10 protein-coding genes are annotated in these 13,089 nt (G+C 41.2%); 7 read left to right on the forward strand and 3 right to left on the reverse strand.

All coding sequences use genetic code 11. The features are described 5' to 3' along the window. Window positions 1–3 precede the first annotated feature (3 nt). Together gyrB and SNE_RS07335 are read right to left on the reverse strand one after the other, a co-directional pair. The gene (gene gyrB / locus SNE_RS07330; RefSeq protein WP_013943755.1) at window positions 4–2,496 is read right to left on the reverse strand and encodes a DNA topoisomerase (ATP-hydrolyzing) subunit B; all 2,493 of its coding nucleotides are present in this window, start codon (window positions 2,494–2,496) and stop codon (window positions 4–6) included. 29 nt (window positions 2,497–2,525) lie between these two features. Next, window positions 2,526–2,852, reverse strand: coding sequence for a DUF721 domain-containing protein (locus SNE_RS07335; protein WP_158307223.1), 327 nt, complete (start codon window positions 2,850–2,852; stop codon window positions 2,526–2,528). 164 nt (window positions 2,853–3,016) lie between these two features. On the opposite strand from SNE_RS07335, the gene typA reads away from it, so the two are divergent. The 4 genes from typA to SNE_RS07355 are packed head-to-tail and all read left to right on the forward strand — an operon-like array spanning window position 3,017 to window position 6,561. Next, the gene (typA, locus tag SNE_RS07340) at window positions 3,017–4,828 is read left to right on the forward strand and encodes a translational GTPase TypA (protein ID WP_013943757.1); all 1,812 of its coding nucleotides are present in this window, start codon (window positions 3,017–3,019) and stop codon (window positions 4,826–4,828) included. Window positions 4,829–4,866: 38 nt separating this feature from the next. After that, complete coding sequence (locus tag SNE_RS12335) at window positions 4,867–5,238, forward strand: BlaI/MecI/CopY family transcriptional regulator (protein WP_013943758.1); 372 nt, start codon at window positions 4,867–4,869, stop codon at window positions 5,236–5,238. Further along, window positions 5,235–6,128, forward strand: coding sequence for a M56 family metallopeptidase (locus SNE_RS07350; protein ID WP_013943759.1), 894 nt, complete (start codon window positions 5,235–5,237; stop codon window positions 6,126–6,128). Before SNE_RS12335 ends, SNE_RS07350 begins: the two co-directional genes overlap by 4 nt. A 43-nt stretch (window positions 6,129–6,171) precedes the next feature. Beyond that, window positions 6,172–6,561 carry a hypothetical protein gene (locus SNE_RS07355; protein WP_013943760.1) on the forward strand — a complete coding sequence of 130 codons (390 nt, stop codon included), beginning with the start codon at window positions 6,172–6,174 and terminating at the stop codon, window positions 6,559–6,561. A gap of 343 nt (window positions 6,562–6,904) precedes the next feature. On the opposite strand, the gene SNE_RS07360 is transcribed toward SNE_RS07355, so the two are convergent. Continuing rightward, complete coding sequence (locus tag SNE_RS07360; RefSeq protein ID WP_041418919.1) at window positions 6,905–8,935, reverse strand: hypothetical protein; 2,031 nt, start codon at window positions 8,933–8,935, stop codon at window positions 6,905–6,907. 233 nt (window positions 8,936–9,168) lie between these two features. Between SNE_RS07360 and SNE_RS07365 the strand changes: the two genes are divergently transcribed. The 3 genes from SNE_RS07365 to SNE_RS12340 all read left to right on the forward strand — a co-directional run bounded on the left by SNE_RS07365 (window position 9,169) and on the right by SNE_RS12340 (window position 13,088). Continuing rightward, window positions 9,169–10,995, forward strand: coding sequence for a hypothetical protein (locus SNE_RS07365; RefSeq protein ID WP_013943762.1), 1,827 nt, complete (start codon window positions 9,169–9,171; stop codon window positions 10,993–10,995). Between the two features lie 78 nt (window positions 10,996–11,073). Continuing rightward, window positions 11,074–11,811 (forward strand): bifunctional demethylmenaquinone methyltransferase/2-methoxy-6-polyprenyl-1,4-benzoquinol methylase UbiE, encoded by a 738-nt coding sequence (ubiE, locus tag SNE_RS07370; protein WP_013943763.1) that lies wholly within the window; start codon window positions 11,074–11,076, stop codon window positions 11,809–11,811. Beyond that, window positions 11,793–13,088: an isochorismate synthase gene (locus tag SNE_RS12340; protein ID WP_013943764.1), complete on the forward strand. Its 1,296-nt coding sequence runs from the start codon at window positions 11,793–11,795 to the stop codon at window positions 13,086–13,088. The genes ubiE and SNE_RS12340 overlap by 19 nt, the downstream gene beginning before the upstream one ends. Window position 13,089 lies beyond the last annotated feature (1 nt).

The raw sequence follows: 13,089 nt of genomic DNA on the forward strand, positions 1-13,089 counted from the left end.
CTTTTAAATATCTAGATTTTTTACAGATAATGCATGTGTTTCGATAAAGGCGCGACGAGGGGCGACTTCATCTCCCATTAGCATAGTAAACATGTGGTCTGCAGCCACTGCATCAGGAATGGTGACCTGAATCAAGGTCCGTTTCGCTGGATCCATAGTAGTTTCCCAAAGCTGGTCGGCATTCATTTCACCGAGACCCTTATAACGCTGAATTTCGATTCCCTTGCGTCCATTTTTTCTGAGGAACTCAATCACATCTTTGAGTGTGTAGGCGGTTGTTTCAGTTCCCTCTTCGTCGATAATGTCTAACAACTTACCTTCAGCGACAGCGTATTGATCGATGGAAAAGCTATAATTTGCAAGTTTAGTTTTGATCGCATGAAGTCTACCTTCCTCGTACAGCTCTACAAAAGAGAGCGGCCGTGAACGGAAAGTTTTCATTTCCTCTGTTTGTTCTTCCACTGGGATCGAAGCTAATGTTTCTTCGTGTTTTTGGCGCTGCAATTCTTCGTTTTCCTTTCTCAGTCTAACAAATTCATCGTTCGAAAAAACGAAGAGAGGTTGACTGTTTAGAATCACGTGGAAACGAGGGAGCATCCCTTGATCATTTCGAGCAGCTAAAAACTCTCTAAAAGGGATCCCTTTACGCTCAATCGAACCGATTAATTGCTCCACTTCTAAAATAGAAAAGAGGAGGTTCTTCATTTCATCTTTCTCAAGAGGCTCATGATGCGAAGCTAAACGAAGCATCACATCGCTCATTCCAAGATTGAGAAGATATTCATCCATTTCTCGCTCAGAATGGATATAGCGGCTGGTCTTCTTCCGCGTTACCCGATAAAGAGGAGGTTGCGCAATATAAACGAAGTTATTTTCAATAAGCGCTGGCATATGTCGGTAGAAGAAGGTTAAAAGTAGAGTGCGAATGTGAGATCCGTCGACGTCAGCATCTGTCATGACAATGATCCGGTGGTAACGCAATTTTTCGATGTTGAAATTGTCATTTCCAATTCCACATCCAAATGCCGAAATCATCGTTCCAACTTCTTCGTTTTGCAAGACTTTTTGAAGGCGGGCTTTTTCAACGTTTAGAATCTTACCGCGAATGGGAAGAATCGCTTGAAAACGACGATCGCGTCCCATTTTCGCAGAACCACCCGCAGAGTCTCCCTCAACGATATAGATTTCACACTTCGTTGGATCAGTTTCTTGGCAATCACTGAGTTTACCAGGAAGACGTCCGCTATCTAGTGCTGTTTTTCTCAAGGTTAATTCACGAGCTTTTTTCGCCGCTTCACGTGCTTGCGCTGCTAAAATCGCCTTATCGACAATTGTGCGGGCAATTTGGGGATTTTCACCAAGGAAAATCGAAAACTCTTCCCCAACAATTTGCTGTACAACTGAAGCTACTTCACTGTTTCCAAGTTTTTGCTTCGTTTGCCCTTCAAATTGAGGGTTTGCAATTTTGATCGAAAGGACTGTTGTGAGTCCTTCCCGCATATCTTCCCCTGTGACAGAAACTTTTAAATTCTTGAGCAGATTGTTCGTACGAATGTATTGATTGAGTGAGCGAGTCAATGCTGCGGAAAAACCGGTAACGTGGGTTCCTCCATTACGGGTTGCAATATTGTTCACATAGGAATAGATCGATTCAGAGTAAGAATGGTTCCATTGCATCGCCACTTCGAACTCAATAGGACCATCATGCAGCTCTTTGCTCCCGCTGATATAAATCGGCTTATCAAAAAGTGCATGTTTATTTTCATTGAGATAGGTGACAAACGAAGAAATTCCTCCTTCATAATTGAAAGAAACTTCTTCTTTTTCAGATTCTCGTTCATCACGGAAAAAAATGGTGATTCCTTTGTTCAAGAAAGCGAGTTCTCTTAAACGGTTGAGAAGGATACCATAGTCATATTCTGTCACAGTAAAGATTTGATCGTCTGGAACAAAATGAACAATGGTCCCCCGCTTGTTGGAGTCTCCTTCAACTTTCAGGTCTTGAGAAACTTTTCCTCGAGAAAACTCCATCGAATAGGCTTTTCCATCTTTATAGACATCCACGTGCAAGTGCTTAGATAAGGCGTTCACACATGAAACACCCACTCCGTGAAGCCCCCCAGACACTTTATATGTGCTTTTGTCGAACTTCCCACCTGCATGAAGGATAGTCATCACAACTTCTAAGGCTGAAACATCACGTCCTTGCTTCTTCGATTCTTTTTCATGGATTCCTACGGGAATTCCACGCCCATCATCTTCAACGGTGACAGAGTTATCTTTGTGAAGCGTCACTTGGATTTGTGTACAATAACCAGCCATGGCTTCATCGATACAGTTATCGACAACTTCGTAAACGAGCTGATGTAAACCATTCACTTGAGTATCCCCAATGTACATCCCAGGGCGCTCGCGGACCGCTTGAAGACCTTCTAGTACCGTAATCGAACTGGCGGTATAGTCTTGTTTAGTCTCTTCTTCTTTGGTCATTGTCATAATATCCTATCTATGTTCGTTAACCTGGTTTAACCTATGCGAAAAAAAATGTTGCGTATCTTGACTTTTGGAAACTGCTTTCGCAACTCAGCAAGCAACTTTTCTTTTTCATGTAGAGTCAGTAAACTATAAAGCGTTGAATTCTCAACTTTCACTTTTAAAACCCCCGATTCAAAGCTGACAGCGCGTGCCATTTTTGAAATTTTGGGTCCTACTATTCGTGTCCAAGCTTCTAAAACTTCTCTGGGACTTTCATCGATTTTCCCAGTGATTTGGGTCATGATTTCTGGAAGCAAATCCTTGAGTTGTCGCGAAGTTGGCTTATCACCATCGTAGTTTTTTGGTATACGTTTCATCAGCTTCCCGATTTTCAAACTATAGAAAAGACTTCGCAAAATAGCAAGAGTTTTTATAAATGCATTCAACTCTTTTATTGTACCAAAAAACTGCTTAAATTGACACAAAATATTGCTCATAAAAAAGAGTGCATTTTATCCGAGAAAGCGCTACACTTGCGCTTATGTATTCTCCAGAGAAGATTCGCAACCTTGCGATTATAGCACATATCGACCATGGAAAAACGACTCTTATGGACGCTCTTCTTCGACAAGCGAATGTTTTTCGCGAAAACGAAGCAGTGCCAGAAAGAGTTATGGATTCCTACGAGCTTGAAAAAGAGCGTGGCATCACGATCTTTGCTAAGCATACAAGTTTGATTTTTGAGGATTTCAAAATCAACCTTATCGACACACCTGGACATGCAGATTTTTCAGGAGAAGTCGAGCGGGTTCTTGGGATGGTAAATTCTGTCCTCCTCCTTATCGACGCCCAAGAAGGGCCCATGCCACAAACCCGTTTCGTCCTCTCTAGAGCTCTAAAAATGGGGCTCAACCCGATTGTTGTCGTCAACAAAATTGACCGCCCTAATGCTAATCCTGACGCCGCTCTCGATAAAACATTTGATCTTTTTGTCGAACTCGGCGCAACCGACGAACAACTCGATTTTGCCTATTGTTTCGTTTCAGCTCTTGAAGGTTACGCGATACGGGACTTAAAGGATCCTAAAAAAGATTTACAACCTCTTTTTAAACTTATTTTGGAGAAAGTCCCTCCTCCTCCAGGACGCCACGACCTTCCTTTCCTCATGCAAGCGAGTACTCTTTCCTATAATGATTACTTAGGCCGACAAGCAACAGGCCGGATCTTAGAGGGAGTGATCAAGAAAGGAGAGTCCTTTACTCTTGTAGACAAAGATGGGCACCCAACTAACTTTAAAGTCACCCGACTCGAGGGCTACTTAGGGCTGCAAAAAATCGAAATGGATGAAGCTGGTGTTGGAGATATTGTCAGCATTTCCGGCGCGCCCGAAGTGATGATTGGCGACACTCTTTGTGACCCCAAAAATATCCGTCAGCTTCCTAGTATCGAACTCGGCGAACCTACTCTATCGGTCGAAATGCAGGTGAACTCAGGCCCCTTCGCAGGAAAAGAAGGGAAACACGTCACGATGAATAAAATCCGAGACCGTTTGGCCCGCGAAAAGAAATCCAATATTTCGCTGAAAGTCGAAGAAGTTGCAGGACGTGAAGATGCAATCCGCATATCTGGTCGAGGTGAATTACACCTCTCGATTCTCATGGAAGCTATGCGCCGTGAAGGATTCGAATTTCTCGTCTCCAAACCACAAGTTATCCTCAAAATCGTCGACGGTGCTAAACACGAACCTATCGAATCTACACACATTGAAGTTCCCGAAGAATTTTCTGGATCGATTATTGAAGAGCTCAATCGCCGCAAAGGGGAAATGCACTTTTTCAATACAAACGAACACGGCATCACAACCATTCAATATTATCTACCGACACGTGGCCTCATCGGCTACCGCAATGAGTTTCTCACTGCAACAAAGGGACTGGGTATTCTCACTTCTATTTTCCACGATTATGCACCACATAAAGGGGAAATCCCCAGCCGCAAAAATGGCGCCCTGGTCTCGCTCAGTGAAGGAAAAGTCACAGCCTATGCTTGCTTTAACATTCAAGATCGCGGCTCTCTCTTTGTAAAACCCACAGATCCTGTTTACGAAGGGATGATTGTTGGAGAAAACAGTCGTGATAACGACCTAACCGTGAACATCACTCGGGAAAAACAACTTACAAACGTCCGCGCTTCAGGTGCAGATGAACATCTCACCTTAACTCCTCCACGCAAGCTGACTCTAGAGCAAGCCATCGACTTTATCCAAGATGATGAGTTTGTCGAAGTCACTCCTAAATCAATTCGCCTTCGAAAAAAATTCCTGAAGGAAACCGATCGTAAACGGAAAAAATAGCTTCCCTCTAAAACTACAATTGTAGTAGATTCTAATTCATGAAACGGAAACAATTTGGCGAATTAGAAGACAGCGTTATCTCCCTCTTTTTGAAAAAAGGATGCCCTCTTTCAGTCCGGGAGATTCATTCGGCTCTAGGCAAAGGCCGCGCTTACACGACCTTTTTAACGGTCGTGAGCCGCCTTTACCAAAAAGGAGTTTTATCCCGTCAAAAAGAAGGACGTGGCTACCTTTACCTCCTAAAAAAATCACAAGAAAACACTCTTTTCCAAAAAATCAAAAATAGCCTGCTCACAGCTTCACCTGTTCAGGTATTAAGCTATTTCCTCGACCATCAAAAAAACATCTCACAAGATGAAATCGAGCAGATTGAAGAAATGATCCAAGAGTATAAAAGGAAACAAAAATGATCGCTCGCTTTATCCTCAATATCTACGCCAGCGCTACCTTGTCTTTTCTTTTCTCACTAGGTATTGTTTTTCTTTTTTCCCGCCTTAAGAACCCTCGCCTACTCGCCTGTCTACTTCTCCTTCCTTTTTTCAAAGTGATTTGGGATCTCTTCTTTTTAACACATGCAAATTGGGCCTACTTGCAAGACTTCTCTATCTTCGATGTCCCTAAAAATAGTCGTATGCTCAGCATTTATGCACTATATAATGGTCTGCCTACTTGTGGAATCTACCTATCCCTATTTGAATCCCTCAGGTTTTCAATTGGAGATCTCTTGCACGAATCATGGCCCCTCTTTTCATGGTGCCTTGCATTGACACTTGCAACCCTCTCTTGCTTCAAATTGATACACCGCATCATCCTCTTTTCGAAACGGACCTCTAATACTTCTTCTTGCGCTGTGATTGGTTTTTGGAAACCCAAAATTGTCTCTTCTCCCCACTACTTTAAATCGCTAACCGCTGAAGAACAAGCAGCAGTCCTTGCTCATGAAAAAGCGCACATCCGCTGGGGCGACCATCTCGTCCACCATTTTCTCTTTTTCTTTGAACCTCTTTTTTGGTTTCTCCCTTTTAAAATGCGGCTGATACATAAACTCCAACTTTGCCAAGAAATGGCTTGCGATCGAGCGGCAAATGCCCCTCTAGCCGTTGCTACTGCTCTTAAAAAAGCCCTGACACCCTCTTCTGATTTCTTAACCCTTAGCTTTTCTTCCCCCTCATTTCAAAGAGTACAAGCTTTACTTAAACAGCCCATGGCAAAAACATCTTTTTGGAAACAGATCTTTTATTTCATTTTATTCGGAACGGTTTTGACCTTTATTTTCATGAGTCAATTCCTTCCATTTTGAATTTTTTTAACCTTAAATACTACATGTGTAGTAGGAGAAAATTATGAAATATCTCATCCCTATGATTCTTGCAAGTTCGATGCTCTTAGCTGAGCCCTCTTGTCTTTTTCTTAAAGATCTCGGAAAAGAGCATATGGAGCAAATGCAACAAGGAACGCTTCACTGCATCTTGGAAGTGCGCGAGGGAGATGAACTCCCACTAAAGTTTGACTTATCAGGAGATACTTTGGCATTCAAAAGCCCACCTGAAAGTGGAACTCTCATAGCGCTCCGCGCCTTTTACATTTTGGTTGAAGGAGAAGAGCTTTACTTGAGCGTCGATAAAACAAACTGGCTTCCCCCTTGGGAATTTTTTACAGGTTCAATTTCAGCTGGAGTAGGAACAACCGTTGAGCCCTTTGGAACCATCGGATTGCACGCTGACGTGAGATAACATCCTTAAAAGTGCTCAATTTCCCATGACTTAAAGAGAGTGGGAATAATTGAGCACTTGAATAGATTAAAAAAACCTCGATCAAATCGTTCTCGAGCTAAGTTTTGACAAATACAAGATTTTTCAAATTATCTGATTGCCTAGTTCTCGTAACTGCAACGACAGGATCACCTTTGGCTAAATCTAATAACTCTTTTTTTATAAACCTTTTATAAACAAAAACCTGGAAAATCTGCAATTCAACTCTAGATTATCCAGAATCGAATCTTCTGTCACAACTTAGAACATTTAACCCAACTGACAATCAGGGTGTGCAGTTGGATCTCACTTCAATCTGAAGTGCTTACAGAGTTTTCCAGGTGATTCCTTCAAAATTTGACCGAAGCTTCGGTAAACCCTTATAATGTCCAATTGGATTGCTTCTAGCTAAACCCAAAAGAGTCTGATTAAATTCATCACCATGTTCGAGCTCGACCTTGTTTTTTTCGTTTAAAGAATAGTCCATTGAAGCCTTTCGTGAAGTCTTATTTTTTTCCGCATTTTCAACTAATGCCACACTCATAGAAGTCAAATTCAGAGTCACTTTCGTTCCATTTGGGTAAGACCTCTTAAGAATAGGTAAAGCAATCGTTTTGACTAGACCAGGCGCTTTTTTAAGAGCTTTGTCATAATCCGAAACATAACATCCAAAGCGAAGAGCCCCTGCTTCAAACTTGACTTCTCCTTCATCTGTTGTCTCAAAAACAATCCGATCACTGGCAACAATTTTTGACTTAAGGAGATCTTTATCCCCTTTTTCTCCAACACTCTCAAATGTTGCAACTTGAGGCTGAGCATAAAGGATTTCACGCTTAGAAGAGTCCTTCCACCTTACGTATCCTACAACATTAGGAGGAATGATTTTATCCTTTAGTAAAGAAGTAACTTCTCCTTCTAAATCACCTCCCATTAAAGTTCTCGAGAGTGTACTCTTTGCAGAACCCTCTGCAGGAGTTCCGACAATCACTGTATACCCAACGCCTGTAACATAAAGTGCGCTTTCTCTGTCATTGAATTCGATTGCTTCGCCTTGTTTGTCTCTTAGACCGGGATTTTTTGCTTTTAAGCTTTGATAAAGCATTCTTAGTTCTTGTTCTTTCGAGATCTCTCCATCTCTACCAGCAACGACTGCTTCAAGTGTTTCATGCTTTAAATGAGGTTTTATGTCGTCTAGATAGCGCTTCTTGCTCTCTTGAAGAGTCTGTTTAGTTTCTTCTGGAAGCAAACTTTCAACAGTTGCACTTCTATCCATCCAACTCTTGACATCATTCTCAACCATCGGCTTAGGAGTACTTACTTCGACTTGTAGGCCTTGATATTTTCGAGTTAAATCCGATGCTTCTTCGCTATTTTTCCATGCTGAATAGGTATTTCCTATCCAAGTGAAAAGTCTCACAACTTTCCAGCTTGAATTTCCCCAGCGAGACTCTCCGACTAGACTCGGATCAATTTGGCTTAAACACCCACGAAGAGCTAAGCTTTCTTTTTCTACTTCAGAATGGTAAGTGTCATAAAGCGCAGTAAAACCACCTCTAACGACTTGGTCTAACTGCTGAACACGTTTTTCTAAAAATTCAGCTCTTCCTTCCCATACAAATGACTTCCCCCCACCTGTTGCAACTTGTTCTTGAGCTTGCTTGAGTAGAATGCGGGTAGAAACATTTGGGTTTGAATCAAACCAAGTTTGAAACTTCTCTTGATATTTAGCCTCAGCTTCAAGATAGGTTTGAACATAAAGCTGTAATTTTGGATTCAGGTCCTGAGCACTTCCTAAACGTTCTAGATCGCTAACTTGAACTTTATTATCAGAGCCAAGCTGAAAAGCTAAACGCAGTTTTTCTCTTAGGTCTATAAAGTTTGCATAGGCTCCAGCTTCTGACTCTGCTTCTTGAGCCAAGTAGTCTTTTTTCACAAGGTGTTGGTAGAACTCTGCGCGGTAGTTTAATTTTTCATCTGTATTCCCTTGAGCTTGAGCTTTTTTTGAAGCTTCTTGAGCTCTTTCTTCTAAAGTTGAGTTATCCCCGACCTGGAGGCCTACGAATCCCGAAAAGTTGTCTTCATACACTCTTAAGGCCTCTTGAAAACGGCTTATAAGCTCTGAATCCATGATAAAGCCGTTTGCTTGTAAAAGCTCAACTGCATTCTCAAGCCTTGAAAACTTAGAGCCTTCTGTAGAATCTAAGAGGAGGGGGAAAACCTCCGTAGCATGAACAGCTAGGGCTTTGTAAGCTTCGTTTAAATTCTTAAAACATTGATCTTCTGATACTTTTGAATTTGAAAAATATGAATAAACTGCACCAAGTAATGATCCAGCGCAATTGTAAATTGTGCTCATCTCTCCTCCTTCTTTCCAAGAATTATTGTACAATAAAAAATTAATTTATATCAATTATATTCAATTATTTAAATAAATAATTCAATAACTTGCTTATATACAATTACTTGTAAAATATACAAATCACCTCTAGTTGTGCAGGAATTGTCTGAAAACAAAGCTTTTCTTAGCTTTAAACGTTTAATTTTAGTAAATTTACATGATGATTTACAATACTACTATAGTGAATCAAGATGACTGCTAACCTAGATTCTGCTCTCAATAGTGCTTCCAAAGTCCTTGAAACAAGACTTTCAAAGGCTAGCCCTTTGTTTTTAGATGCAAAATTTAATGTTGTGTCTGACGAGAAATATAAAGGGAAGATCGAAACTATTGTAGAATGGATGCAAGAACAACATTGGGCTGTTCATAATCCAACCGTCTTTCAAACTGTCGAACGTCTTCGCGTGACAATCGGTCTCATTTACAAAGAGGACCCACTATGCAAAAAAATGCTGGAACTCTTCCAGATATCCATTTTATGGAGGAAAAACATTGCAAAATCAAATGAATATACGGCTTTTCTCCAAATGCAACTTTCCTACCTTCATGCAGGAAAAGTTTTTTTCAAAATCATTAAGGAAGAAGCTCAAAACGGATGGACTGTCTGTGTCTCAGATGAAAATAGAAAAAAAGTAGATATTCATCTTGTTGGGGTTCGCTCTGGACAAGGCGGAGCGATCTATTCCTGCAATTATAGTGGAACTTCGAGCGAAGCGCTAGCACTTAGCATTCAAGCTTCATGTGCAATGGTGGAAGATGGTCAAATAACTCTAAACCCCCATTTGGAAAAAATCCCTAAAACTAAGTTTCTACAAGAATTCAGATCTTCAAATCCAGATGTATGTTTTGTAGCACATCAGCACCTAACTCATATTGAAGGAGAAAAGTGTATAAAATTCGCCGAACAAAATGGAAAGCTATTTACACAAATCTTTCTCAAAACATACCTCTCATCAACCGATCCAAATAACCCCGCCTTCAAGGAATTTATCGCATTTCATGGAAAGACTTTTCCCCTTCTATTTTCCTATTTCAAGACAGTCTCTGATTATTTTGCAAATTGCGGCTTCGAAGTAGATTTTGAAGCAGACGAATATAAGCGAAGACTCAGGTTTATGGAACCTCTTGAAGAAGAAGTCAATCGCTCCGCCCTTGATTATGCCTTTTATCGTAGAGAACTGAATGACTTATTTAGAGGAAATTGTAGAGCTCTAAAAGGAAGAAATGTCTCAATTATTTTATCTAGTATTTTCGATACAACACACGAAGCTTTCTTAGATCCACACCGAACTCTGCCCTCAACCAAAAATTATCAACAAATTATGGTTGAACCTCCATTTCAACTTGAATTTGACAAAAGGCGCGAACATCTCCTAAAGCTTCTTGAAGTAGGACCTGTAGAGGAGGTTATTTCCACTGCTAACCTCGAAACGATCGCCACTATAGAAAACTGGGAAGAGAAAGTTCAACTCCGACGAAAAGTTCCCATCAAGTTGCTATATCCCCCTCACGTAACACGTTGGTTTGATGATCTAGAAGCAACACTCGAAACTAAGCAATACGCACGTCAAACTTTAGGAGCAAAGAAATTAGCCACCCTCTTCCATGCCTTTCCTAAAATAGTCGATCAATTTGTTGGAACGCAATACTCCCTCCAAACGACCTATAACAATCCACGCATTCAGCAAATTGATACCCTCTATGCTATTCCAGTTGAGATCAGATTTTTAGAGAAAACCTATAGAGGTTTTCTTCACTACGTGGTAGATATCAAAACTGGGATTTGTTACCACAGATGCTTTTGGGATCGGTCAAAAGGATTTCATGAAGATCTAGTCACTCGACAGATATGGAAAAGTATTGATTTTCCTTCCTTAGAAGAGTCTGCAGCCCAATCTATAGAAAAACTGACTTCTTTTCAAATTGACACTGAGCGGCTTCAATTTAATGCTTATTATGGTTTTATTCGCCTGACAATCGAAAAGGGCTCTATCACCTTATTTCGGGTTGAATCTTAATTTGTAATAGCCTTGTCATTATTGCACCTACTTTGCTACAGTCTCTATTTTTTTCTTAAGCTAAGGATCATCCCGATTATGCAAGCCAAAAGTAAAGAGCGTTCTAGAAAAAATGTCTGGAAAATGTTCGATCAAATTTCTCCGAAATACGATCTACTGAACCATTTACTCTCTTTTGGTGCTGATATCCACTGGAGAAAAAAACTCATTCAATACCTTCCTAAAAACCCAGATATTCGATTGCTTGATTTAGCAACAGGCACCGCAGACCAGCTCATTACGATTGTAAAAAAAGCCAAGCAGGTGAAATCGGCTCTTGGGATCGATCTCTCACAAGAAATGATTCGCCTGGGACAACGAAAAATCATCGACAAACCTTACACTCATCAAATCACCTTAACAGAGGGAGATGCGACCGATATTTCTCTTGGAAACGAGTCTGTTGATTGCGTGACAATGTCCTTTGGAATCCGCAACGTTGAAAATACAGAAAAATGCTTAAGTGAATGCATGCGCGTTCTCACACCTCGAGGACGTCTTTTAATTTTAGAGTTTTCCATTCCCAAAAATCGACTGATTAAAGGGTGCCATCTTTTTTATTTACGGTACGTTCTCCCGACCATTGGTGGGCTCATTTCTCGGCAAAAAGAGGCTTACCGGTATCTCAACGAAACAATTGAAACTTTTCCAAGTGGTGATGCTTTTTGTGATCTGATGAAAAAAGCGGGATTTGTTCGAGTGAAAGCTCATCCCATGACCCTTGGTGTTACGACTCTTTACGTTGGAGAAAAAGTCCCTTGCAAAAGCGCATTTTAAACCTTGATGAGCTCATCACAAAGGCTCTTGTTCAAACGCCGTTTAAACCTGAGACTGTCACACTCAAAAATCACACGTTTCCTTTCATGCGCCTGGAAATCCCTATCCCTGGCATCGATCTCCTTGCTTGGCTAGAGCAGCAAACTCTCTACCCTAAGATCTACTTCGAAACGCCGAAAACTGGATTTCGCGTCGCAGGGGTGGGAGCTGCTTACACCCTTGACGAAATTCCTTCGTTCCACCGATTAAGTGCTTCATCACGTTTTTTTGGAGGAATGGATTTTTACGAGCGAAAGTTTGAGACTTGGAAAACATTTCCACGCTGCCGCTACGTTTTACCCCTTGTCGAGATCGAAGTACGCCACGAAATGACCTATCTTTGTGTCAACCGCACATGTGAAGCATTAGACCTGTCAGAAATTCGCTTTAATCCTGCTCCGATTTCCACTATTTCCCAAAAAGCGACAAGTCGACTCGATTCTCCTTCCTTTCCTGTTTGGGACCGAAATATTCGGGAGAGCTTAAAGCAAATCCAAGAAAAATCGCTTGATAAAATTGTCCTTGCACGAGCGAGTCTTTTTGAATTCGAAAAGCCCTTGTCTCCTCTTGCATTTTGCAAAGCTTTGCAAGGAAAGTCACCAACAGCAACGGTTTTTTCTTATCAGTTTTCTACAGATCAAGCTTTCGTCGGTGCCACTCCTGAATCGCTTTATTCACGGACTGGTTCAAAAGTAGAGACAGCAGCAATTGCAGGAACCCGTCAAAGAGGAAAAACAGATGCAGAAGATAAGGCCCTCCAAGCTGATCTTCTTGAAAATGTCAAGGAAATGCATGAATTCAATGTCGTTAAAGAAGAAATCGAAAAAAGGCTGTCTCCTCTTTGCAAAGCGCTTACCAAGCAAAATGAAGACAAGATCATTCAAACCTCAAGCGTTCAACACATTTACAATCTTTTTGAAGGCGAATTAAGCGAAGGAATCGATGATACAAGCTTGATTCACGCTCTCCACCCCACGCCAGCTGTAGGCGGGCGCCCCAAGGAAGCTGCTTTGAAAGAAATTCGGAAGTGGGAAACATTTGACAGAGGGTGGTATGCTGCACCTGTTGGATGGATTTCTCCTGAACAAGCTCACATCCTCGTAGCCATTCGCTCTGCTTTAATTCATGCAAATGAGCTGCGATTGTTTGCTGGAACAGGAATTGTCCCTGGCTCTATTCCAGAAAAAGAATGGGACGAACTGGGTCACAAAATTTCACAATTCATCTTATGGGAGTAAC

This window comes from Simkania negevensis Z, assembly GCF_000237205.1.
Classification (GTDB): Bacteria; Chlamydiota; Chlamydiia; order Chlamydiales; family Simkaniaceae; genus Simkania; species Simkania negevensis.